Raw genomic sequence first — 23075 nt, 5'->3', positions numbered from 1 at the left:
CGGTTCCGACCGGCGAGCGATCAGCTACGACCGCTTGGTCTTCACGATCGGGTGACCTGCGAAGTACGGGTCTAGGACGAGTGGAGCCCCAGTCACGACGTGGTCACGATCGCCTACTTGACAGCGCAGGCGCTCTTGCCGACCTTCGGGACCCGGCGTAGACCAAACCACAACAAGACAGCGCTCGAACGTTCGACGAGGCACGAAGAACGGGGCAGTGATGCGCAGCACGAAACGCACCATCCGGATCGCCATCGCGACGGTGGGCGCCCTCACTCTGGCGCTCACCGGCTGTGGCGGAGACGACGACAACGGCGGCGGAGGCGGCGGCACGGAAACCGGTGCCGGCTCCACCGTCCAACTTCCCAAGCTCGACGGACAGACACTTGAGGTCGCGGCCGTCTGGACCGGCCCCGAGCAGGACAACTTCACCAAGGTGCTGGACGAGTTCGAGAAGCGCACTGGCGCCAAGGTGAACTTCGTGCCCACCGGCAACAACACCTCCACCTTCCTCGGTACCAAGATCCAGGGCGGCCAGCCGCCGGACGTGGCGTTCCTGCCGCAGGTCGGCGTGCTCCACCAGTTCGCCCAGAAGGGCTGGATCAAGCCCCTGAGCGCGGACACCCAGGCCCAGCTGGACAAGAACTTCTCCACGGGCTGGAAGGAACTCGGGGCGTACGAGGGCAAGCAGTACGGCGTCTATGTGAAGGCCGCCAACAAGTCCCTCGTCTGGTACAACACCGCCGCCTTCGAGGCCGCCGGCATCACCGAGGAGCCGAAGACCTGGAAGGACTTCCTGGCCACCGCCCAGACGCTGTCCGACGCCGGTTCCCCGGCCGTCTCCATCGGCGGCGCGGACGGCTGGACGCTCACCGACTGGTTCGAGAACATCTATCTCTCGCAGGCGGGCCCGGAGAAGTACGACCAGCTCGCCAAGCACGAGATCAAGTGGACCGACCCCTCGGTCAAGGACGCCCTGGCCACGCTCGCCGAGCTGTGGGGCAAGGACGAGCTGATCGCGGGCGGCCGCTCGGGCGCGCTGCAGACGGAGTTCCCGAAGTCGGTCACCCAGACCTTCTCCGGTGACACCCCGGCCGCGATGGTCTTCGAGGGCGACTTCGTCACCGCGAACATCAACGCCGACACGGATGCCAAGGTCGGCACGGACGCCAAGGTGTTCCCCTTCCCGGCGGTCGGCGACGAGCCGCCCGTGGTCAGCGGCGGCGACGTGGCCGTGGCGCTGAAGGACGGCGAGGGCGCCCAGGCGCTGATGACGTTCCTGTCCTCGACCGACGCGGCCGAGATCTGGGCGGCGCAGGGCGGCTTCATCTCGCCCAACAAGGAGATGGACCAGGGGACCTACAAGGACGACGTCACCCGGGGCATCGCCGAGGCGCTGATCGCGGCGGGCGACGACTTCCGCTTCGACATGTCCGACCAGGCGCCGGCGGCCTTCGGCGGCACACAGGGCATCGGCGAGTGGAAGCAGCTCCAGGACTTCCTGAAGAACCCGAGCGATGTGGCGGGCGCCCAGCAAAAGCTGGAGGCGGACGCCGCCAAGGCGTACAAGACCGGCTGACGGATGTCGGCCGTCACGAACGGAGGTGCCGGCGCTCCGCCGGCACCGCGCAAGAGCGTGACGGGCACCCGGCTGTGGGTGGCGGTGCTGTTTCTGCTGCCCGCGCTGGTGCTGCTCGGCGCGCTCGTGGTCTACCCGATCGGGTACTCGGTCTGGCGCAGCCTGTACGACGCGGGCGGCGACGGCTTCGTCGGCCTGGACAACTACGTCGATGTCTTCACCGACGACTCCACGCTGACCGCCGTGCGCAACACGGCGATCTGGGTGGCGGTCGCGCCCGCGGTGGTGACGGTGCTGGGCCTGATCTTCGCCGTGCTCACCGAACGGGTGCGCTGGGGCACGGCGTTCAAGCTGATCGTCTTCATGCCGATGGCGATCTCGATGCTCGCGGCCGGCATCATCTTCCGGCTGGTGTACCAGGCGGACCCGGACCAGGGTGTGGCGAACGCGATCGTGACGTCGGTGCACGACACCTTCGCCGACTCCTCCGTCTATCCGAAGGCCCGCCCGAACGCCCAGGTCAGCGATCTGAAGGCGTCCGGCGGCGGTTCGTTCACCACGACGGGCACGGTCGAGGCGGGCACTCCGGCGCTGCTCCCCCTCGTCGGTATCGCGCCCAACAAGGTGCCGGGCTCCCCCGAGGACGCCAGGGCGGCGACCGGCGAGGGCGTCACGGGCACGGTCTGGCTGGACTTCAAGCTCGGGGGCGGCGGTGAGAAGGGCCGGGTCGACGCGGGTGAGAAGGCGCTGGAGGGCGTCAAGGTCGAGGCGGTCAAGGACGGCAAGGTGGTCGCCTCGGCGACCAGCGGCGCGGACGGCACCTTCACCCTGCCCGACTCGGCCGACGGCGCCCAACTGCGCCTGCCGGGGTCGAACTTCGCGGCGCCCTACAACGGCATCGACTGGCTGGGCCCCACCCTGGTGACACCGTCGATCATCGGGGCGTACGTCTGGATGTGGGCGGGCTTCGCGATGGTGCTGATCGCGGCCGGGCTCGCGGGAGTCGACCGCAACCTGCTGGAGGCGGCGCGGGTCGACGGCGCCAACGAGTGGCAGGTGTTCCGCAGAATCACGGTGCCGATGCTGGCACCGGTCCTGATCGTCGTCCTCATCACGCTGATGATCAACGTGATGAAGATCTTCGACCTGGTGTACATCATCGCCCCGCAGCCCACCCAGGACGAGGCCAATGTGCTGGCGCTGCAGCTGTTCCTGTCGTCCTTCGGCGGCGGGGGCAACTACGGGCTGGGCAGCGCGATCGGCATCATCCTGCTGCTGCTCGTGATCCCGGTGATGATCGTCAACATCCGCCGGCTCAGGAAGGAGCGCGAGCGGTGACCGCACTCGACACCTCCGTACGCGGCAAGCGGTCCTGGGCCTCCCGGGTGGCGAGCGGAGCGGCGGGCGGGGCGCTGCGCACCTTCCTGCTGCTGGTGGCGCTGTTCTGGCTGGTGCCCACCTTCGGACTGCTGGTGTCCTCGTTCCGCGAGCCGACCGACATCGCCTCCTCGGGCTGGTGGAAGGTCTTCACGGCACCGGCCCAGCTCACCACCGAGAGTTACAGCACCCTGCTGGAGAACGACGACATCACCAACGCCCTGTTCAACACCGTGTGGATCACCGTCCCGGCGACCCTGCTCGTGGTGATCATCGGCGCGATGGCCGGATACGCCTTCGCGTGGATGGACTTCAAGGGCCGCGACTGGTGGTTCATGGTGGTGATCGCGCTGCTGGTGGTGCCGGTGCAGGTGGCGCTGATCCCGCTGTCCGAACTCTTCGGGGAACTGGGGATCTTCGGCTCCATCACCGGTGTCGTCCTGTTCCACGTGGCGTTCGGACTGCCGTTCGCGATCTTCCTGTTGCGCAACTTCTTCGCGGAGATCCCGAAGGAGCTGCTGGAGGCCGCGCGGCTCGACGGCGCGGGCGAGGCACGGCTGTTCATGACGGTCGTACTGCCGCTCGGCGCCCCGGCCATCGCGTCGCTGGGGATCTTCCAGTTCCTGTGGGTGTGGAACGACATGCTGGTGGCGCTGGTGTTCTCGGACTCCGGCTCCCAGCCGCTGACGGTCGCGCTCCAGCAGCAGGTGCGGCAGTTCGGCAGCAATATCGAGGTGCTGGCGCCCGGCGCCTTCATCTCCATGGTGATCCCGCTGGCCGTGTTCTTCGCGTTCCAGCGGCAGTTCGTGTCCGGGGTGATGGCGGGCGCCGTGAAGTAGCCCGTACGACAAGCGGATCGAGGGGCCGACCGGACGTCACCGGTCGGCCCCTCACCGTTCACCGGCCCATCCCCCGTATGCCGTAACGCAACGTAACCCACTCACTCCGCCGGCCGTTCCCGGGCAAGGCCCGACCCGTCCCGCTGCCCGCGCCGACCCATGGATGCCCGTTGCCCAGGTTCAGTGTCATCGTCCCCGCGTACAAGGTTCAGGCGTATCTCCACGCGTGCCTGGAATCGGTGCTCTCCCAGTCGTGTCCCGACCTGGAACTGATCCCCGTCGACGACGCCTCCCCGGACGCCTGTGGCGCGATCATCGACGAGTTCGCGGCCCGCGACGCGCGCGTACGGCCGGTGCGCCTGGCCCGCAACCAGGGCCCGGGCCCCGCCCGCAACGCGGGTATGGCCGAGGCGACCGGCGACTACCTGCTGTTCCTCGACGGCGACGACACCCTGGCCCCCGGCGCCCTTGAGGCCATCGCCGACCGCCTGAAGGAGACGGGCGAGCCGGACGTCCTGGTCCATGACTACGCCCGCACCTGCTGGACCGGCGAGGCGATCCGCGACCAGGCCTTCGTCCAGCTCACCGAACAGGGCCCGGCCCCGTTCCGCCTGGAGGACCGCCCGGGCCTGCTGCGCCTGCCGATGGTGGCCTGGAACAAGGCCTACCGGCGGGAGTTCGCAGCGGGCTTCGCCTTCCCGCCCGGCCACTACGAGGACGCCCCCTGGACTTACGAGGTCCTGCTGACGGCCGAGTCGATCGCCACCCTGGACCGGGTCTGCGTGCACCACCGGCAGCGCCGCACGGCGGGCACCCGCCGCCACTTCGAGGTCTTCGAGCAGTACGACCGAGTCTTCGCGTTTCTCACCGAGCGTCCCGAACTCGCCCCCTGGCGGCCGGTGTTGTTCCGCCGCATGCTCGACACCCTGACGGCCGTCCTCGCTCGCCTCCCGCGCGGCACCCGCGCCGAGTTCCTGCGCCTGGCCCGCGCCCACTGCCGCCGCCACCGCGCCCCGGGCGCCCCCGCCTCCCCGCGCGAACGCCTGCGGCACGCCCTGGTCCGCCTGGGCCTGCACCGCACCTACCGCACCCTGCGACTGGCCGCGGCCCTGCGCCGCAAGGCCGTCAAGCTCACCGTGAAACTCGCGGGCACCCTGCGCTCGGCCGCCCTGCGCCTGCACTACCGGATCCAGCTCCGGCTGCCCCTGCGCCAGGACCGGGCCGTCTTCTGCGCGTACGGCGGTCAGGGCCACGGCTGCAACCCGGGCGCCCTGGAGCAGGCGTTCCGCACCCACGCCCCGCACATCCGCACGGCATGGATCGCGCACCCAGGGCACCACCACACGATCCCGGTCGGCACCCGCCGTATCACCCCCGGCACGGCCGCCTACTGGACGGCGCTGGCCCGCTCCAGGTACCTGATCGACAACGAGGGCCTGCGTCTGATCAAACGCCCCGGCCAGATCGTCGTCCAGACCCAGCACGGCACCCCCCTCAAGCACATGGGCCTGGATCTGCGCGAACGCCCCGCGGCGGCCGCCGACATGGACTTCGACGCCCTCCTCGACACCGTCGACACCTGGGACTACGTCGTCTCCGCCAACCGCCACTCCACCCTGACCTGGGAGCGCGTCCACCCCGGCGCCTACCGGACACTGGAGTACGGCCAGCCTCGCAACGACGTGTTCCAGCAGGCCACTTCGGCGGACGTGACGCGGCTGCGCGAGTCGCTCGGCATCCCCGAGAACGCGGTGGCGATCCTGTACGCCCCGACCCACCGCGACTATCGCCGCACCCAGCGCACCACCCTGGACCTGGACCATGTGGTGAGCCGCCTCGGCCCGCGCTTTGTGATCCTGGCCCGCGCCCACCGCCGCTGCGGCGGCCCGCTCGCCCCCGACGCCACCTCGCGCCAGGTCATCGACGTCACCGCCCAGCCGAGCGTGGAGTCCCTCTGCCTCGCCTCGGACGCGCTGCTCACCGACTACTCGTCGATCATGTTCGACTACGCCAACCTGGACCGCCCGATCGTCCTCCACGCCGACGACCAGGAGGCCTACGAGGCCGCCCGCGGCACCTACTTCGACGTGCGCGCCTTCCCTCCGGGCGCGGTCGCCCGCAGCGAGGACGAGCTGATCGACATCTTCGCCACCGGCCACTGGCGCGGCTCCCGTTCCGCCCAGCTCCGCGCGGCGTTCCGGACGCGCTTTTGCCCGTACGACGACGGCCGCGCCGCCGAGCGGGTCGTACGGCATGTGGTGTTCGGGGAGAAGGGCCTGCCGCCGGTCGTGCCGCCGGCCGAGCGGCATCCGGTGCCGTCGGCGGCGTGCCGCGCGCGCACGCCGCTCACCGTCCCCCCGCAGCAGGCGGCACCTCTGTCCCTCACCGACCGTTTCTGAACGCCGTTCTCACCCAGGGGAGTTCCCATGCCCTCCAGCCCGTCGCGGCCGACCCCGAGCCGGCCCCACACCTGGCGTCCGGCCGGCCGGCCCGGCGGCCGGGGATCCTCGTGAGGCCGCGCACCTGGGTGCTGCTCCTGGCCGCCCTCTTCGCCGTCCTGCAACTGGCGAACGTCACCGGCCGGGACACCCCCGACACCCGGAACTACCTCTCGTACGCCCTCAGCCTGCGCGGGGACAGCAAACGGGAGGCCGCCACCGCGACCATCGAGCACTACTGCGCGGGCAAGGCGTCGATCGCGCACCGCAGGCAGAACGTGGACGTGATCCGCTTCCACCGCCCCGACCCCGCCCCCGAGGTCATGGCGGCGTGCCGGGCGAAGGAGTGGCCCGAGGTCGAGGCGCGGCTGCGGGCGGGGCGGACGGCCGGTCACACCGTCCCCTTCGCCTCGGAACGCTTCATGCGGATCTTCGAGGTGCGGCCCGGCTATCCGGTCTTCCTGGTGCCGTTCGTGACGGTGCTCGGCGTGACCTGGGGGCTGTGGGCGGCCGGGGTCACGGTGGCGGTGGCGGGCGGGGTGCTGGTCTTCCTGATCCTGCGCACCCTGTCGGTACCGCTCCCCCTCGCGCTGACCGGCCAGGCGCTCTACTACGTCCTGCCGTCCGGGGCGATCGCCATGCGGCCCATGACGGAGGGCCTGCTGATGGCCCTGACGCTGGCGGCGGTGTGGGGGTGTGCGCTGGTGCTGCACGGGCGGCGGGCGGGGCTGGCGCTGATCGCGGGTGCGCTGGCCGCACTGTTCACGGTGAAGCACTCGCAGGCGCTGTTCCTGGGGGTGTGCCTGGCAGGGGCGGGCGCGCTGACCGCCGTCACGCGTCTGCGCAAGGGGCGGGCGCCGGGGCGGGACATCGCGGCGATCGCGGGGCTCGGGCTGTGCGCCGCCCTGGGGACCGTCGTCCTGGCGAAGCTGCTCGGCTACCCGTCGGCGTCCGAGAGCGTCCAGGATCTGCTGGCCGACCACTTCACCCGGCCCGACCGGGCCGACCCCTGGCCCGAGTTCCTGCAGTTGTCGTCGAACTTCTGGACGGAGTGGCTGCGGCGGCAGTTCTGGGAGCCGCTGTTCCTGGCCGCGCTGGGCGCGGGGCTGTGGGGCGCGCTGCGCAGGCCGGCCTTCGGCGCCTTCCTGATCGCGGCGGCGGGCACCGGCATCCTCACCCAGGCGGGACACCCGGACATCACCATCTGGGGCGGCCGGCTGATCGCCCTGGCCTGGCTGCTCCCGGTGATCGGCGTACCGCTGCTCCTGGAGCACCTGCTGCGCGCCCAGGTCTCCCTGCCCGCGCAGGGGCACTCCGATCGGGCTCACTCCATGAGGTGAAGCGAGGTCAAGCCGTTGACCCCAGCGGGAACATACGACAAATGCCCGAAACGCTTCCGGCCCGGTGGACCGTGCAAGGTGCGACCGCCCTCCGCGGCGGCCGCACCTGGCGCCCCACCCCGTACCAGCTCTTCGGCTTCCTCTTCTGGCTGCTGATGTCCCTGGCCTACTGGAGCCTGCCCCTGTGCTGCGAAGCGGGCCGGCACGCGGCGGTGGTGGAGCGCCTGAAGACGGACCTCCTCGACCCCCAGCACCCGACGGCCGCCCTGCCGGGCCAGGGCAGCCCGTACTACTCGCCGTACGCGGTGGCGCAGGGGCTGTTCGCCCGGCTGACGGGACTGGGCGGCTGGGAGGCACTGAAGCTCGCGGGCCCACTGAACCTGCTGGTAGTGCTGACGGGCGTGGGCCGCCTGGCGAGAGCCCTGTACCCCGAGACCTGACGCCCCGGCAAACGGTCCCCGAGGAGGCCGTGGTCGTGGCGTGGAGCCGGCGGACGGGCGAGGTTCTGGCGCGGGTTACTCGATGACGAGGTCGACGTCGATGTTGCCGCGGGTGGCGTTGGAGTAGGGGCACACCTGGTGGGCCTGCTCGACGAGCTTGCGGCCGGTCGCCTCGTCCACGGTGTCGGGGAGTTCGACGCGCAGCGTGACCTTCAGACCGAAGCCCGCGCCCTGCTTGCCTATGCCGACCTCACCGGTGACGGCGGCTTCGGTGACGTCGACCTTGGCCTGGCGGCCGACGAGGCCGAGGGCGCTGGCGAAGCAGGCGGCGTAACCGGCGGCGAAGAGCTGCTCGGGGTTGGTGCCCTGGCCGTTGCCGCCGAGCTCCACCGGCGGGGCCAGCTGGAGGTCGAGCTTGCCGTCGGAGCTGATGGCACGGCCCTCGCGGCCGTGGGTGGCGGTGGCGACGGCGGTGTAGATCGCGTCCATGGATGAACCATCCCTGTTCGAAAAGTCGGGGCTCGTTGACGGACACAAGTAGAGCACACAATTAAATTGCACACAACTAAATGGCGAGCAAGAGCTACCCTGGAGGCATGAACCGGACCGAGACACCCACCCCGCCCCAGGAGGAATGGCTCCGCCTGGACCGCCAGATCTGCTTCTCCCTGCACGCGGCCGCACGCGCCTTCAACGGCGTCTACCGCGTGATCCTCAAGGACCTCGGTCTCACCTACCCCCAGTACCTGGTGATGCTGGTGCTGTGGGAGCACGGCGACCTGCCCGTCAAGAAGCTGGGCGAACACCTGCGGCTGGACTCCGGCACGCTCTCCCCGCTGCTGAAGCGGCTTGAGACGGCCGGTCTGGTCCGCCGGGAGCGCAGCGCGCGCGACGAGCGGTCGGTGGATGTGCGGCTGACCGAGGAGGGCTCGGCGCTGCGTGAGCAGGCGCTCCAGGTGCCGCGCCGGATCGCCGCGGCGACCGGCTTCGACGTCGAGGAGATCGGCGCCCTGCGCTCCCGCCTGGACGAGCTCACCACCGCCCTCGACGCGGCGGCCCTGTCAGCGGCAGCACCGTAGTCGGGCGGCGCTCGTAGAGGCGCAGGGTCACGCCCCCGCGCACGTACTGGGCGCGCGGGACGAAGTCCTCCCATACGACCGTGATCTTGGCGCGCTCAACGGGGTTGCGCGGCCGCCAGTCCGAGCGCAGCGTGTACGGCTCGGCCACCACCCACACCCGGTCCACCTCCGCGAGCCTGCGTCGCAACTCCCCGGCGCCGGTCTCCCGGCCGTACAGCGTCCCGGAGTCCGGCCCGGGCTCCCTGAGCGCGATGTCCCGGGCCTGCCGGAACCCCTCCGGGTACGCCACCGCCGCCCGCCGGCCGATGGAGGGCACGAACAGCACGGGGTCGCCGCGGCGGATCTGTCCGGCGGCGAGGGCGGAGACGGCGGCGAGGTTGTCCGGCCGCCGGTCGGGGGCGCGGTCCTGGCGGTGCAGGGGGAGGTGGTGGAGGAAGGCGACGAGGACCGCGAGGGCGCCGGCGAGCGGGACGTACGGCATCCGGCCCACGATCCAGTCGGCGAGCCGGTCGGCGCCGGCCGCGATCAGCAGCGGCGCCCCGGCCAGCGAGTACAGCACATAGCGGTCGTCGTACATCGGCCGTACCTGCGAGACCAGCATCAGCAGGCCCGGCGGAACCGTCATCAGCGGCAGCGCCACGGCGGCCACCCCGCGGGCCGCGAGGCCCGCCAGCATCAGCACCACGCCGGTCTCGAAGACCAGCCCTTTGGGCGCGATGACGAAGCCGCGCAGCAACCGCTCCACGCTCCCCAGCCCCGGCTCCGGCAGCCACTCCACCTGCCCCGCCTGCGCCCGGGACGCCAGCACCAGCGGCAGCAGCATCAGCCCGGTGCCGACCACCGCTCCGGCCCAGCGCGCCCACACCCGCCGCCCGGCCCGTGACGCCGCCAGCGTGACGGCGTGCGCGCAGAGCATCAGCACGGCGAGCTCGTGCAGCAGGCAGGTGAGGCCGACGACACCCGTGTACGCGAGCCAGGTGCGTCCGCCGTCCATCGCCCGTACGAGCAGCAGGGTGGCGCCCGCGACTCCCGCGCCGACGAGGGCGTACGACCGCCCCTCCTGCGCGTAGTGACCGGCCAGGGGGGTGACGGCGTACAGCAGGCCCGCCCACAGCCCGACCCGGGGCCCGGCCAGCCGCATCCCGAGGGCCGCGACCAGGCCGGCCGCGGCGGCGGCCCCGCCCACCGAGGGCAGCCGGAGGACGACCTCGCCGGGGCGGAGGGCGAGGACGGTGTGCATGAGCAGGTAGTACAGGCCGTGCACGGCGTCCACGCCGTGCAGCAGCCGCCAGATCTCCGGCACCGACCGGCGGGCGACCTGGAAGGTGACTGCCTCGTCGCGCCATATGCCGCCGCGGTCGATGCCCCAGAGCCCGAGGGCCAGCATGAGGGCGGTGGGCAGGCCGACCGCCAAGGCCCGGAATCGGCCGTCCGCTTCCGTTTCCCGACTCACCACATCTCAGATCTTGTGCTATTAACCAACGATTACCGTTCATTGACGGCAAATCGGAGTGGTTATGCTCCACGCACGGGCCAACTGACGAGGGGACGGCCACACATGACCTGGCTGATCACCGGCGGTGCCGGATACATCGGGGCGCATGTCGTACGGGCGATGTCCGAGGCGGGCGAGCGGACCGTCGTCTACGACGATCTGTCCACCGGCATCTCCGAGCGTGTCCCCGATGACGTCCCGCTGGTCGTGGGCTCCACCCTGGACGCCGAGCATGTGAGCCGCGCCCTCGTGGACCACGAGATCACCGGAGTCGTGCACCTGGCGGCGAAGAAACAGGTCGGCGAGTCGGTGGAGCAGCCGCTGCGCTACTACCGGGAGAACGTGGAGGGCCTGCGCGTCCTGCTGGAGGCGGTGACCTCGGCCGGCGTTCCCTCCTTCGTGTTCTCCTCCTCGGCGGCGGTCTACGGCATGCCGGACGTGGAGCTGGTCACCGAGGAGACACCGTGCGCCCCGCTGTCCCCCTACGGCGAGACCAAGCTGGCGGGCGAGTGGCTGGTGAGGGCGACGGCGAGGGCGACGGGCCTGTCGACGGCATCGCTCCGCTACTTCAACGTGGCGGGCTCGGCGGCCCCGGAACTGGCCGACGTGGGCGTCTTCAACCTCATCCCGATGGTCTTCGAGAAGCTCACGGAGAACGAACCCCCACGCATCTTCGGCGACGACTACCCGACGCCGGACGGCACCTGCGTACGGGACTACATCCACGTGGTCGACCTGGCGGAGGCGCACGTGGCGGCGGCGCGGGCGCTTCAGTCGTCCCCGGGCAGGAACCTGACCCTGAACATCGGCCGGGGGGAAGGCGTATCGGTCCGCGAGATGATCGACCGGATCAACGCCATCACCGGCTACGACCGCCCCCCGACGACCACCCCGCGCCGCCCCGGTGACCCGGCCCGTGTGGTCGCCTCCTCCGACCGAGCGGCCACCGAGCTCGGCTGGAAGGCCAAGCACGACGTCCAGGACATGATCACGTCGGCCTGGGACGGCTGGGTGCGCCTGTATCCGGCAGCGGCGCGCGACTAGCCTGCGGGGATACTCGCTCTGCGACCGGCGCGGTCATCGGCTCAGCGGTGGGTGACGCCTTGGGGGCGCCCTTCGAGTTCGGCCCATGGAGACAGGGCGGCGTGGGAGCGGACGGCGATCTTCCATGAGCTGATCCGGGTGGCGTCAACGGGTTGTCGCCGCCGGCGCCCGTACCGCTGCCGGGGCCGGCGGGAGCGGTGTACGGCATCAGCGCCGTACCGAAACGCTGGACGGAACTGCTGCACGTACCGCTGCCGGGGTTCGGCGAACGGATGCTGGACGCGGAGGAGTTGGCGAGGCTGACCCGCGCACTGCTCACAACGCCCTCAGCGCCCCCGCCGTAGCCCGGGCCAGCGACGCCAGATACCCCTTCGGCGGCTTCGGGCTCCGGATCACCACCGCGCGCCAGTACAGCGGCCCGGAGATCAGGTCCAGCGCGAGATCGTGGTCGACCCCCTCCCGGACCTCCCCCCGCCGCTCCGCAGCCGCCACGATCCCGCTGGCGACCCCGTCCTGCCCCTCCCGCAACGCCTTCTGCATGGCCTCGGCGATCTCGGGATTACGCGCGGCCTCCGCCTGAAGGTCCGGGATGATCTGCGAAGCGACGGGGTGCCGCAGCGCCCGCGAGGTCACCTCGTACAGCAGCCGCAGATCCCCCTCCAACGACCCGGTGTCCGGCATCGGCAGCCCCTGCACGGCCAGCGCGGACACCACGTCCAGCACCAGGTGCAGCTTCGACCGCCACCGCCGGTACACCGCCGTCTTCCCGACACCCGCCCGCCGCGCGATCCCCTCGATGGACATCCGCGCGTATCCGACGGCGGCGAGCTCCTCGAACACGGCCGCCCGGATCGCTTCCGTCACGTCCGCCCGCAGCACGGCCGCCCCCGCAGGGGCCCGGCGGCGCGGACGCGGCTGGGGTCCGTCGGCGTTCGTCGTCATGCCGACCAGCATAGGGCGTTACGACGAAACGGTTGCGTTCCGACGTCAAATCGGCCTAGGCTCGCGTTGCGACGATACGGTCCCGTCCCGACGTAAGCGAACATCAGGAGTCCGGTGAGCGAACGCCGGGCGCCGGGACCGCGCACCCCCACCCCCCGAGCGAAAGCAGCGGATGTGAGCCAGGTCCTCGACACACCGCCCCCGACGACGACGGCCCCACCCGACACCGACGTCGACCCCGCGGCCCTCGCCGCCCGCCACGGCCTCTCGGTCAGTGGTGCCCGCCCCTCCCTGCCCGAGTACGTCCGCCGGCTGTGGGACCGGCGCCACTTCATCGCCGCGTTCTCCACGGCCAAGCTGACCGCCCAGTACAGCCAGGCGAAGCTCGGCCAGCTCTGGCAGGTGATGAACCCGCTGCTGAACGCGGCCGTCTACTTCCTGATCTTCGGCGTGCTGCTGGGCACCAAGGACGGTGTGCCGGACTACGTCCCGTTCCTGGTCACGGGCGTGTTCATCTGGACCTTCACCCAGAGCTCGATCCTCTCGGGCACCCGCGCGATCTCCGGCAACCTCGGCCTCGTCCGCGCCCTGCACTTCCCCCGGGCCGCGCTGCCGATCTCGTTCTGCCTCCAGCAGCTCCAGCAGCTGCTGTTCTCGATGCTCGCCCTGGTCGTCATCCTGCTCGCCTTCGGCGTGCCCGTCGCCGCCTCCTGGCTGCTCGCCGTTCCGGCCCTGGTGCTCCAGTTCACCTTCAACGCCGGCGTCTCGCTGATCATGGCCCGGGTGGGCGCGAAGACCCCCGACATCGCCCAGCTGATGCCGTTCGTGCTGCGCACCTGGATGTACACCTCGGGTGTGATGTGGAGCATCGACCGCCTGCTGGCCAAGCACGGCGACTGGCCGGCCTGGGTGGGCCCGGTGCTCCAGGCCAATCCGCCCGCCGTCTACATCGACCTGATGCGCTTCGCCCTGATCGACAGCTTCCACGGGAGCCAGCTGCCCCCGCACGTGTGGGCGCTCGCCACCGGCTGGGCGCTGCTCGCCGGGGTCGGCGGTTTCATCTACTTCTGGAAGGCTGAGGAGACGTACGGCCGTGGCTGAGCACCTGAACGACCAGACCCCCACCGTCATCGCGGACCGCGTCGACATCGTCTACCGCGTCAACGGCACCGGCGCGGGCCGCGGCTCCGCCACCGCCGCCCTCAACCGCATCCTGCGGCGCAAGCAGACCGAGAAGGCGTCCGGCGTGCGCAAGGTGCACGCCGTGAAGAAGGTGTCCTTCGTCGCCTACAAGGGCGAGGCCATCGGGCTCATCGGCACCAACGGCTCGGGCAAGTCGACCCTGCTCAAGGCGGTCGCGGGCCTGCTGCCGGTGGAGAGCGGCGCCATCTACACCGACGGCCAGCCCTCCCTGCTCGGCGTGAACGCGGCCCTGATGGGCGACCTGACCGGCGAGCGCAACGTCTACCTCGGCGGCCTCGCCATGGGCATGTCCCGCGAGCAGATCAAGGAGCGGTACCAGGAGATCGTCGACTTCTCCGGCATCAACGAGAAGGGCGACTTCATCACCCTGCCCATGCGCACCTACTCCTCCGGCATGGGCGCCCGGCTCCGCTTCTCCATCGCCGCCGCCAAGGACCATGACGTCCTGCTCATCGACGAGGCCCTCGCCACCGGCGACCGCGCCTTCCAGAGGCGCTCCGAGCAGCGCATCCGCGAACTGCGCAAGCACGCGGGCACGGTGTTCCTGGTCAGCCACAACAACAAGTCGATCCGCGACACCTGCGACCGCGTGCTGTGGCTGGAGCGCGGCGAACTGCGCATGGACGGCCCGACCGAGGACGTCCTGAAGGAGTACGAGGCCTTCACCGGCGACAAGAGGCCCAAGGCCAAGCCCAAGCCGAAGGTGACCCAGCCCGCCTAGCTCCTACGAGAGCTCCTAAGAGAACGAAGGGCACCCCGGGCCGTGCCGGCTCGGGGCGCCCTTCGCCGTCGTACCGCCTACGAATGCGTCCGCAGGAGCGTGCGCATCGTCCGCATCGCCACCGACAGGTTGGCGAGGTCGAACGTCTCCGAGCCCTGGATCTCCTCCAGGGTGGTGCGCGCCCGGCCGAGGATCGCCGCGTTCTTCTCCTCCCACGCCTTGAAGCGCTGCTCGGGGGTGGAGGAGCCGTTGCCGACCGCGAGGACGTCCGAGGTCAGCGCCGCGTGGGCGGCGTAGAGGTCCTCGCGGATGGAGGCGCGGGCCATGGACTGCCAGCGGTCGTTGCGGGGCAGCTCGATGATGCGGTCCATGAGCTGGGTGATCCGCAGCCGGTCGGCGAGGTCGTAGTAGACCTCGGCGACATCCAGCGGCTCCCTGCCCATGCGGTCGGCCACCGAGACGATGTCGAGCGCCGGGAAGGCGGAGGAGAACCCTGCCACCCGGGTGGCGAGTTCGTCCGTGACACCGGCCGCGGACAGCTCGTCGTAGATCTGCTGGTACCACTCCAGGTCCGCGCCGCGCAGCAGCTTCGGCAGCTGCTGCCAGACCTGCTCGACCCGCTCGCCGTAGAAGTCGACGGTCTCGGTGAGCTGGAGCGGCTGGGGCCGGTTGTTGAGCAGCCAGCGCGTGCCGCGCTCCACGAGCCGGCGCGAGTGCAGCCGGATCCTGGTCAGTACGGCGGCCTCGACCTGGTTGTCCAGGGCCTCGACCGCGTCCCACACGGGCGCCGAGCGGAAGATCGCGCGGGCCGCGGTCTGCGCCCGGACGATCTCCTCGAGCGAGGCCCCGGTCTCCTCGCGCAGCCGGTGCAGATACGTCGTACCACCGGTGTTGACCGTGTCGTTGACCAGCACGGTCGTGGTGATCTCACGGCGCAGCGGGTGGCTGTCGATGTGTTCGGGGAACTGCTCGCGCAGCGCGGAGGGGAAGTACGCCTCCAGCAGCCCGCGCAGATAGGGGTCGTCGGGGAGCGAGGTGTGCAGCAGCTCCTCGGCGACCGTGATCTTCGTGTACGCCAGCAGGACGGCCGTCTCCGGGCCGGTCAGACCGTCTCCCGTGCCGAGCCGTTCGCGGATCTGGCGGTCGGTGGGCAGGAACTCCAGGGCTCGGTCGAGCAGACCTGCGCGCACCAGGTGGCGCATGTAGCGCTGCTGGGCGTGGAGCATGTCCTTGGACTGGGCGAGCGCGTTGGCGATGGCCGTGTTCTGCGCGTAGTTGTTGCGCAGGACCAGCCGGCCGACCTCGTCGGTCATCTCCGCGAGCAGCTTGTTGCGCTGCTTGACGGTCATGTCGCCGTCGGTGACCAGGCTGTTGAGCAGGATCTTGATGTTCACCTCGTGGTCGGAGGTGTCCACGCCCGCGCTGTTGTCGATGGCATCGGTGTTGATCTTGCCGCCGTGCCTGGCGAACTCGATCCGGCCGAGCTGGGTCAGCCCCAGGTTGCCGCCCTCGCCGACGACCTTGACCCGCAGGTCGGCGCCGTCGACGCGGATGGCGTCATTGGCCTTGTCGCCGACGTCCGCGTTCGACTCGGTGGACGCCTTGACGTACGTACCGATGCCGCCGTTCCACAGCAGGTCCACCGGCGCCTTCAGAATCGCCTTCATCAGCTCGGCGGGCGTCATCTTGGACACCTTGCCCTCGATGCCGAGGGCCTCGCGGATGTGGGCGTTGACCGGGATCGCCTTGGCGGTACGCGGGAAGACACCGCCGCCGGCCGAGATCAGGTCGGTGTCGTACTCGGCCCAGCTGGAGCGCGGCAGCTCGAACATACGGCGGCGCTCGGCGTACGAGGTGGCCGCGTCCGGGTTCGGGTCGATGAAGATGTGCCGGTGGTCGAAGGCCGCGACCAGCCGGATGTGCTCGCTGAGCAGCATGCCGTTGCCGAACACGTCACCGGACATGTCGCCGATGCCGACGACCGTGAAGTCCTCGGTCTGGGTGTCCACGTCCAGCTCGCGGAAGTGCCGCTTGACGGACTCCCAGGCGCCGCGGGCGGTGATGCCCATGCCCTTGTGGTCGTAACCGGCCGAGCCGCCGGAGGCGAAGGCGTCACCGAGCCAGAAGTTGTACTGCTCGGCGACCTGGTTGGCGATGTCGGAGAAGGTCGCGGTGCCCTTGTCGGCGGCGACCACCAGGTAGGTGTCGTCCTCGTCGTGCCGGACGACGTCGGCGGGCGGCACGACCTCGCCGGCGACCATGTTGTCGGTGATGTCGAGCAGCGCCGAGATGAACGTCTTGTAGCTGGCGATGCCCTCGGCGAGCCACGCGTCCCGGTCCACGGACGGATCCGGCAGCTGCTTGGCGACGAATCCGCCCTTCGCGCCGACCGGCACGATGACGGTGTTCTTCACCATCTGCGCCTTCACCAGACCGAGGATCTCGGTCCGGAAGTCCTCACGCCGGTCGGACCAGCGCAGACCACCACGCGCGACCTTGCCGAACCTGAGGTGCACACCCTCGACCCGCGGCGAGTACACCCAGATCTCGTACGCCGGACGCGGCGCCGGCAGGTCCGGGATGGCCTGCGGGTCGAACTTCATGGAGACGTACTCGTGCGGGGCGCCGCCCGCGGCCTCCTGGAAGAAGTTGGTGCGCAGGGTCGCCTTGATGACGGTCAGGAAGGAGCGCAGGATGCGGTCCTCGTCGAGACTCGCCACCTGGTCCAGGGCCGCGTCGACCTCTTCGAGCAGGGCGTCCACGATCTCGTGCCCGGCGCGCTGGCGGTCCGGGGACATCCGCGCCTCGAACAGGGAGACCAGCAGCCGGGTGGTGTGGACGTTGTTGCGGAGGGTGTCCTCCATGTAGTCCTGCGAGAAGGTGGACCCGGCCTGCCGCAGGTACTTCGCGTAGGCCCTCAGGACCATGGCCTGCCGCCAGGTAAGACCGGCGCTCAGCACCAGGGCGTTGAAGCCGTCGTTCTCGGCCTGGCCGGTCCAGGTGGCCGCGAAGGCCTCCTGGACGCGCTCGCGGGCGTCGTCGCCGAGGTAGTCGACACCGCCGGTGCCGAACTGCGGCATGCGCAGGCCGAAGTCGTAGATCCAGGCGACGGAACGGTCCGAGCAGCGCAGCTCGTAGGGCCGCTCGTCGACGACCTCCACGCCGAGCCGGCTGAGCACCGGCAGGACGGCGGACAGGGAGATGGCCGCGCCCTTGCGGTAGATCTTGAAGCGGCGCTCCTCGGGGGCGGCGCCGACCGGCTCGTACAGGCTGAGCGCGAAGTTCTTCTCCTCGCCGAGCGCTTCGAGGTGGACGAGGTCGGCGACCGCGGCGCGCGGGGTGTGGTCGGCCTTGTAGCCCTCGGGGAAGGCGTTGCTGTAGCGGCGCAGCAGCTCCGCGGCCCGCTCCTCGCCGAGCTCGGCGTTCATCGCCTCGGCGAAGCCGTCGGCCCAGGAGCGCGCGGCCTCGACCAGGCGGGCCTCGATGCGCTCCTTGTCCAGGTCGCTGAGCTGCGGCAGCTCGGTGCCCGGCGGGACACGGACCACGAAGTGCAGCCGGGACAGGATCGACTCGGTGTTCCAGGCGGTGAAGTCGACGCTGATACCGCCGAGCTCCTCCTTGAGGATGTCGATGATCCGCAGCCGGACGCCGGTGGTGTAGCGGTCCCGGGGCAGGTAGACGAGGGCGGAGTAGTAGCGGCCGTACTCGTCCTGGCGCAGGTAGAGGCGCAGGCGCCGGCGCTCCTGGAGGTACAGCACGCTGGTGACGATCGACTGGAGCTCGTCGACGGGCGTCTGGAAGAGCTCGTCGCGCGGGTAGGTCTCCAGGATCTGGAGCAGGTCGCGCCCGTCGTGGCTGTTGGGCGAGAACCCGGCGCGCTTGAGGACGTCGGCGACCTTGCGGCGGATGACGGGGACGCGGCGGACGGACTCGGTGTACGCGGCGGAGGAGAAGAGGCCGAGGAAGCGTCGCTCACCGACGACATTGCCCTCGGCGTCGAACTTCTTGACGCCGATGTAGTCCAGATACGACGGCCGGTGGACGGTGGCGCGGCTGTTGGCCTTGGTGAGCACCAGCAGCTTGTGCTCGCGGGCCTTGGCGCGGGCGTCGGCGGGCAGCCGCTCGAAGGAGGGGCTGACGGGGTGGGCGTCCTCACCGGCGTGGTGCGGGTCGGAGCGCAGGATGCCGAGCCCGGTGCCGGGGACGGCGGCGAGCGAGTCGTCGTCGCGCAGCTCGTACTCGCGGTAGCCGAGGAAGGTGAAGTGGTCGGCGGCCAGCCACTGGAGCAGTTCGCGGGCCTCCTCGACCTCCGGTCCCGGCAGATCGCCGGGGACATGCTCCTCGCCGAGGCTCTCGGAGAGCCGGATCGAGGCGTCGCGCATCTTCTCCCAGTCCTCGACGGCCTCGCGGACGTCGGACAGGACGCGCAGCAGATCGGCGGTGATCTGCTTCAGGTCGGCGCGGTCGGTCTCGCGGTCGATCTCTACGTGGATCCAGGACTCGGTGTGCGCGTCGTGCGGGCGCTCACCGGCGGCCGGAGGGGTGGCGAGCACCTCGACGAGCTTGCCGGTGACATCGCGGCGGACGACGACCTGGGGGTGGATGACGACATGGATGCCGCGTCCCTGACGGGTCAGCTCGTTGGTGACCGAGTCGACCAGGAAGGGCATGTCGTCGGTGACGACCTCGACGACGGAGTGGCTGCAGGTCCAGCCGTTCTCTTCGACGGTGGGTGTGTGGACCCGCACATTGGCCGTGCCCTGCGGACGGGTCTCGGCCAGCCGGTAGTGCGAGAAGGCGGCTCCGAAGACATCGACCGGGTCGCGGTCGGTGAGGTCCTCCGGGGCGGTGTGCAGGTAGTAGCGCTGGAGGAACGAGAGCACGGTGTCCCGGTCCGGGGTGCTCTCGCCCGTGATCCCAGTCGGTAGGTGCCCCCCGACCGGGCTGTTCTCAGCTACCCGGGCGGCCCGTTCGAGCAGCTCGGCCTTTGCTTCGTCCAGCTTGGTCTGCATTGTCCTCTGGCTCCTGTCGCGCGCCGTTGCGTGACGTAGAAGGAAGTACGGTCTCGTCTCCTCCGACGTAACGTCGCGACGCGGGGTGTCCGGTCTGCTTCGACGCTATGCCGCGAGGTGAGATGAGCGGGGGGATATCAGCCAAAATCGGCGCGACCGCCGGGTGTGACACTGCTCTCCGCAGCGCCGTCACCGAGGGGTTGGGCGCCGCCGTGGGAACTCTCTCGTCCCCACCCCGCCCGCGAAGACCAGCGACCACCACCCGGCCACGGATGTCATCCGTGCTCACCGGGCGCAGGGCAGGGGCGGCAGTGCCCCCGCGAGCTATCGCGCTGATCACGCCACAAGGCTATCGCTGATTACCGGGGGCCCGTCATGAGCCGTATGTGTACAAAACCGGGGGTGGAAGTTTGACGTTCTGCACAGGGGCGGAGGTGTGGGGGGTGGCGTATTCGCGCGGTGCGGGCCCTCTTGGCAAGCCCGACCAACCGAGGCACGTTGCCAGAGAGCCCGACGAAGTCGCGGTCCACGGCCGAAAAAGGTCGCGTCCCGCGAGGTGGTGTAAGCGATCATGCGCTTCGCCTTCCGGTACCTGGCTCGCGATGATCTCTCCGTTGGCGCGGCACGCGAAGTGGCCCGGTCAGGCGCGGGGAGTGCCTCAGCCGGTCGAAGTACCCGGCGTGACCTGCGAGTTCCGGTCCGTTGATCGGCTACACCACCCGGCGGGACGCCATCCCGAAAAAGGGGAGCGCACCGACATGACAGCGAAAATCCTCATCGTCACCGGCGACGCAGCGGAGTCACTGGAGGTCCTGTACCCCTACCAGCGCCTGCGCGAGGAGGGCTACGACGTCCACATCGCCGCCCCCGCCCGCAAGAAGCTGCAGTTCGTCGTCCATGACTTCGAACCCGGTTTCGACACGTACACGGAGAAGCCCGGCTACAGCTGGCCCGCCGACCTGGCCTTCTCCGAGGTGGACCCCGGCGAGTACGCCGCCGTGGTCATCCCCGGCGGCCGGGCCCCCGAGTACCTCCGCAACGACCCGGAACTCCGCAAGATCCTGAAGTCCTTCATCGACGCCGACAAACCGATCGCCCAGATCTGCCACGGCCCCCTGCTCACGGCCGCCATCGACGGCCTACGGGGCCGCCGGGTCACGGCGTACCCCGCCCTCGAACTCGACATGCAGTCAGCCGGCGCGATCTTCCAGGACGCCGAAGCGGTGGTCGACGGCACCCTCGTCAGCTCCCGAGCCTGGCCGGACCACAGCGGCTGGATGCGGGAATTCCTGACGGTGCTGCGAGCGAAGGCTCCGGTGACGTAACGAGTCCACCGCACACCGCCGCTGCGGACAGTCGCGTCGCAGCGGCGGCCGGCCGCCTACGCCGCCAACCGCTCCGCCTCCGCGACCGCCTCGTCCAGGGTGTCCACCACCGGAACCCCCACCCCCTCCAGACTGGCCCGGCTGTGCGACCCCCCGGTGTACAACACGGCCCGCGCCCCCACATGCAGCGCCGCCACCGCGTCATCGGCCGCGTCTCCGATCACCACGGTCCGCCACGGATCCACCCCGCCCAGCGCCCCGAGATGCCGCACCATGTGCTCGGCCTTGCTCCCCCCGGAGGGCCCGGTCCGGCCGTCCACCCGTATGAAGTGCGCCTCGATCCCGAACCCCCGCACCAACGGCACCAGTTCGTCATGCCCGTACATGCTCAGGATCGACTGACTGCGCCCGGCCGCCCCCCAGTCGGCGAGCAGCTCGGTCACCCCCTCGGTCAGCCCGCACCGCACCCGGTGCTCGGTGTAGTACCGATGAAAGGTCGCGTCCATGACCTCCCACTCGGCATCGGTGGGCAACCGTCCCAGCAGCCGCTCATAGAACTTCGGCACCGGCACGCAGTACAGCGCCCGGTACTGCTCCATCGTGATCGGCTCAAGCCCCAGCTCGGCGAACGCCGCGTTCGTGGCCCCGATGATCGCGTCGTTGTCGTGGAACAGCGTCCCGTTCCAGTCCCAGACGATGTGCGCCCCTACTCGCTTCCCCATGCCAAAAACGTACCCGCCGCCACTGACAATCAAGAGAGACGCAGGTCAAGGCGGGGAAACCGCGAGCAGCGCGCCACCCTCATCCCCCGAGCCCCACCAGATTCGGGATCTCCTGGGTCGCGTACCACAGCAGCTCATGGTCCTCGGCCCCGTCCACGACGAACTGCGCGTCGTCGTCCCCGCCGTCCGCCGCCTCCAGCGCCTCCACCGCGGCGGCCACATCCGCCTCCGCGTCGCCACCGTCGACATGCACGGACGCCGCCTTCCCGAGCGGCACCGCCCCAGCGACCCGCACCTCACCGAGCGCCGCGGGATCCAGCCCCCGGTCGGGATCGGCCGCCGCCGCCCCGTCGGGCACGTCGACCGCGACGACCACCCGCCGTCGCACGGCCCCGGAATCCGCCGCCAGCAACCGCAGCGACGCCACCGCCGCCCGGTTCAGCGCCGCGTACTCCAGCTCCTCGATGTCGTCCGAGAGATACCACTCGCGCAACGCGGGCGTGACGGCGTAGGCGAGCAGCGGCCCGCTCCCCAGTTCGCCCGTCTTGTACGCCTCGGCGAGACCAGGAAGGGTCAGGGGGACGTAGACGCGCATGGCTGGCCGCTTTCGTGGTCGGAGGCTCCGCAACAGTCCCGGAGAGGGCGGTCCCGCACCTCCCGAAGGGCCTTCAGGATACGTGCGGCCGTCCCCTTTCGAGGCCCCACCCGCGCTCCTGCGGCCGTCCACTCACGTCCGGAAACTCACCCGGCACACCCCCGCCGTCCCGGCGCCGGGGACCCCCCAGGTCATCCGGATAGGTGAAGATTCCGGGCCCCCGACCCGCCCCCGCCCGCACTTGATGCTCGCCGCCCGCGCCCCGTACAAGATCCCCAACCACAAAGTTACCGCCCGGTATAGATCCCGGGCCGACCCACCGGGGGCACCCATGAACAAGGTCATGACGAGGGCGAAGAACCACCCCGGCGCCCGCCCGCCGGGCCGCCGCGACCCCCGCCGCCCGGGCGGCACGCCACCCCGCACCCCGGCCGGGGGCAGGCCCCGCGACAACCGCCCACCGGCGGCAACGAGCCCCACGAACACGAGAAGCACCGAGGCCGCGCCCGCCGTACCGCCCCAGACGCCCCGCCGCCCGATCGCGCCCGCCGTCCCCCAGCCCCGCCCCACCGACGTCTTCGCGGACCGCCTCCTCGCCGTCCTCAGCGGACAACGCCCCGTCCACTGCATGCTCCGCCACACCGCCGGCCGCGCCTACGACGACCTGGCCTGGCTCGCCGAACGCGGCCCCCTGCGCACCACCCGCGGCACCCGCCCGGTGGTCCGCGACATCGGCTACTACGTCCCCTCCCCCGGCGCCATCGAGGCCTTCGCCCGCATCGGCGCCGGCGACCGCCTGCGCGCCATGGCCTTCCGCCTGGAACAGGGCCCGGATCTGCGCTGGCGCTGCACGGCGGTGGAACTGGGCGGCCCGGCCCGCCCACGCGCCCTCGACGACTGAGGCGCGCTGAGGCGGCCGTAGGG

At 70.7% G+C, this 23075-nt stretch carries 18 protein-coding genes and 1 pseudogene; 13 read left to right on the top strand and 6 right to left on the bottom strand.

What is annotated here, in order from left to right; translation table 11 throughout:
• Nucleotides 1-220 precede the first annotated feature (220 nt).
• The 6 genes and pseudogenes from RMT89_RS33230 to RMT89_RS33205 all read left to right on the top strand — a co-directional run.
• Complete coding sequence (locus tag RMT89_RS33230) at nt 221-1579, top strand: ABC transporter substrate-binding protein (RefSeq protein WP_315887454.1); 1359 nt, start codon at nt 221-223, stop codon at nt 1577-1579.
• 3 nt (nt 1580-1582) lie between these two features.
• Nucleotides 1583-2917: a sugar ABC transporter permease gene (locus tag RMT89_RS33225; protein ID WP_315887453.1), complete on the top strand. Its 1335-nt coding sequence runs from the start codon at nt 1583-1585 to the stop codon at nt 2915-2917.
• A complete protein-coding gene (locus RMT89_RS33220; RefSeq protein WP_315887452.1) occupies nt 2914-3795 on the top strand; it encodes a carbohydrate ABC transporter permease in 882 nt (293 codons plus the stop codon). Before RMT89_RS33225 ends, RMT89_RS33220 begins: the two co-directional genes overlap by 4 nt.
• Before the next feature lie 170 nt (nt 3796-3965).
• On the top strand, nt 3966-6194 hold the full coding sequence (locus tag RMT89_RS33215) for a bifunctional glycosyltransferase family 2 protein/CDP-glycerol:glycerophosphate glycerophosphotransferase (protein ID WP_315887451.1): 2229 nt from the start codon (nt 3966-3968) through the stop codon (nt 6192-6194).
• Nucleotides 6195-6304: 110 nt separating this feature from the next.
• The gene (locus tag RMT89_RS33210; RefSeq protein WP_315887450.1) at nt 6305-7573 is read left to right on the top strand and encodes a hypothetical protein; all 1269 of its coding nucleotides are present in this window, start codon (nt 6305-6307) and stop codon (nt 7571-7573) included.
• A 41-nt stretch (nt 7574-7614) separates the two neighbouring features.
• Nucleotides 7615-8020 (top strand): annotated as a pseudogene (locus tag RMT89_RS33205) (hypothetical protein); the annotation flags it as partial.
• A 68-nt stretch (nt 8021-8088) separates the two neighbouring features.
• Here RMT89_RS33205 and RMT89_RS33200 read toward each other — a convergent pair.
• Entirely contained in the window at nt 8089-8502 is a 414-nt protein-coding gene (locus RMT89_RS33200; protein WP_315887449.1) for an organic hydroperoxide resistance protein, read from the bottom strand.
• Nucleotides 8503-8582: 80 nt separating this feature from the next.
• On the opposite strand from RMT89_RS33200, the gene RMT89_RS33195 reads away from it, so the two are divergent.
• Nucleotides 8583-9092 carry a MarR family winged helix-turn-helix transcriptional regulator gene (locus RMT89_RS33195; protein ID WP_399498509.1) on the top strand — a complete coding sequence of 170 codons (510 nt, stop codon included), beginning with the start codon at nt 8583-8585 and terminating at the stop codon, nt 9090-9092.
• Here RMT89_RS33195 and RMT89_RS33190 read toward each other — a convergent pair.
• Nucleotides 9046-10548 (bottom strand): glycosyltransferase family 39 protein, encoded by a 1503-nt coding sequence (locus RMT89_RS33190; protein ID WP_315887447.1) that lies wholly within the window; start codon nt 10546-10548, stop codon nt 9046-9048. The two genes, RMT89_RS33195 and RMT89_RS33190, sit on opposite strands and share 47 nt — an antisense overlap.
• Before the next feature lie 102 nt (nt 10549-10650).
• Between RMT89_RS33190 and galE the strand changes: the two genes are divergently transcribed.
• Together galE and RMT89_RS33180 are read left to right on the top strand one after the other, a co-directional pair.
• Nucleotides 10651-11631, top strand: coding sequence for a UDP-glucose 4-epimerase GalE (galE, locus tag RMT89_RS33185; RefSeq protein ID WP_315887446.1), 981 nt, complete (start codon nt 10651-10653; stop codon nt 11629-11631).
• A gap of 152 nt (nt 11632-11783) precedes the next feature.
• Nucleotides 11784-11975: a hypothetical protein gene (locus RMT89_RS33180; RefSeq protein ID WP_399498508.1), complete on the top strand. Its 192-nt coding sequence runs from the start codon at nt 11784-11786 to the stop codon at nt 11973-11975.
• Here RMT89_RS33180 and RMT89_RS33175 read toward each other — a convergent pair.
• Complete coding sequence (locus RMT89_RS33175; protein ID WP_315887445.1) at nt 11947-12573, bottom strand: TetR/AcrR family transcriptional regulator; 627 nt, start codon at nt 12571-12573, stop codon at nt 11947-11949. The two genes, RMT89_RS33180 and RMT89_RS33175, sit on opposite strands and share 29 nt — an antisense overlap.
• A 174-nt stretch (nt 12574-12747) precedes the next feature.
• On the opposite strand from RMT89_RS33175, the gene RMT89_RS33170 reads away from it, so the two are divergent.
• Both RMT89_RS33170 and RMT89_RS33165 read left to right on the top strand, forming a co-directional pair.
• Nucleotides 12748-13674, top strand: coding sequence for an ABC transporter permease (locus RMT89_RS33170; RefSeq protein WP_315887457.1), 927 nt, complete (start codon nt 12748-12750; stop codon nt 13672-13674).
• Nucleotides 13667-14497, top strand: a complete 831-nt coding sequence (locus tag RMT89_RS33165) for an ABC transporter ATP-binding protein (protein ID WP_315887444.1) — start codon at nt 13667-13669, stop codon at nt 14495-14497. The genes RMT89_RS33170 and RMT89_RS33165 overlap by 8 nt, the downstream gene beginning before the upstream one ends.
• 77 nt (nt 14498-14574) lie before the next feature.
• On the opposite strand, the gene RMT89_RS33160 is transcribed toward RMT89_RS33165, so the two are convergent.
• A complete protein-coding gene (locus RMT89_RS33160) occupies nt 14575-19509 on the bottom strand; it encodes an NAD-glutamate dehydrogenase (protein ID WP_315887443.1) in 4935 nt (1644 codons plus the stop codon).
• Between the two features lie 758 nt (nt 19510-20267).
• Here RMT89_RS33160 and RMT89_RS33155 point away from each other — a divergent pair.
• Nucleotides 20268-20834 carry a DJ-1/PfpI family protein gene (locus RMT89_RS33155; RefSeq protein WP_315887442.1) on the top strand — a complete coding sequence of 189 codons (567 nt, stop codon included), beginning with the start codon at nt 20268-20270 and terminating at the stop codon, nt 20832-20834.
• Nucleotides 20835-20890: 56 nt separating this feature from the next.
• On the opposite strand, the gene RMT89_RS33150 is transcribed toward RMT89_RS33155, so the two are convergent.
• Both RMT89_RS33150 and RMT89_RS33145 read right to left on the bottom strand, forming a co-directional pair.
• A complete protein-coding gene (locus RMT89_RS33150; protein WP_315887441.1) occupies nt 20891-21556 on the bottom strand; it encodes an HAD hydrolase-like protein in 666 nt (221 codons plus the stop codon).
• A 79-nt stretch (nt 21557-21635) separates the two neighbouring features.
• Nucleotides 21636-22151: a DUF6912 family protein gene (locus RMT89_RS33145; protein ID WP_315887440.1), complete on the bottom strand. Its 516-nt coding sequence runs from the start codon at nt 22149-22151 to the stop codon at nt 21636-21638.
• Between the two features lie 331 nt (nt 22152-22482).
• On the opposite strand from RMT89_RS33145, the gene RMT89_RS33140 reads away from it, so the two are divergent.
• Nucleotides 22483-23052 (top strand): Rv3235 family protein, encoded by a 570-nt coding sequence (locus RMT89_RS33140; RefSeq protein WP_315887439.1) that lies wholly within the window; start codon nt 22483-22485, stop codon nt 23050-23052.
• The last annotated feature ends 23 nt before the right edge of the window (nt 23053-23075 follow it).

Origin of the sequence: Streptomyces sp. P17, assembly GCF_032436805.1 — a bacterium.
In the GTDB taxonomy this organism is placed as follows: Bacteria; Actinomycetota; Actinomycetes; order Streptomycetales; family Streptomycetaceae; genus Streptomyces.
Note: the sequence above shows the minus strand (reverse complement) of the source record. Positions and strands in the feature narration are given on the sequence as shown.

Excerpts from the sequence above, each read along its gene's own strand:
- RMT89_RS33155 (WP_315887442.1), top strand. The coding sequence starts at position 20,268 with ATGACAGCGAAAATCCTCATCGTCACCGGCGACGCAGCGGAGTCACTG.
- RMT89_RS33225 (WP_315887453.1), top strand. The coding sequence starts at position 1,583 with ATGTCGGCCGTCACGAACGGAGGTGCCGGCGCTCCGCCGGCACCGCGC.
- RMT89_RS33230 (WP_315887454.1), top strand. The coding sequence starts at position 221 with ATGCGCAGCACGAAACGCACCATCCGGATCGCCATCGCGACGGTGGGC.
- RMT89_RS33140 (WP_315887439.1), top strand. The coding sequence starts at position 22,483 with ATGAACAAGGTCATGACGAGGGCGAAGAACCACCCCGGCGCCCGCCCG.
- RMT89_RS33200 (WP_315887449.1), bottom strand. The coding sequence starts at position 8,502 with ATGGACGCGATCTACACCGCCGTCGCCACCGCCACCCACGGCCGCGAG.
- RMT89_RS33195 (WP_399498509.1), top strand. The coding sequence starts at position 8,583 with ATGGCGAGCAAGAGCTACCCTGGAGGCATGAACCGGACCGAGACACCC.
- RMT89_RS33175 (WP_315887445.1), bottom strand. The coding sequence starts at position 12,573 with ATGACGACGAACGCCGACGGACCCCAGCCGCGTCCGCGCCGCCGGGCC.
- galE (WP_315887446.1), top strand. The coding sequence starts at position 10,651 with ATGACCTGGCTGATCACCGGCGGTGCCGGATACATCGGGGCGCATGTC.
- RMT89_RS33150 (WP_315887441.1), bottom strand. The coding sequence starts at position 21,556 with ATGGGGAAGCGAGTAGGGGCGCACATCGTCTGGGACTGGAACGGGACG.
- RMT89_RS33145 (WP_315887440.1), bottom strand. The coding sequence starts at position 22,151 with ATGCGCGTCTACGTCCCCCTGACCCTTCCTGGTCTCGCCGAGGCGTAC.
- RMT89_RS33160 (WP_315887443.1), bottom strand. The coding sequence starts at position 19,509 with ATGCAGACCAAGCTGGACGAAGCAAAGGCCGAGCTGCTCGAACGGGCC.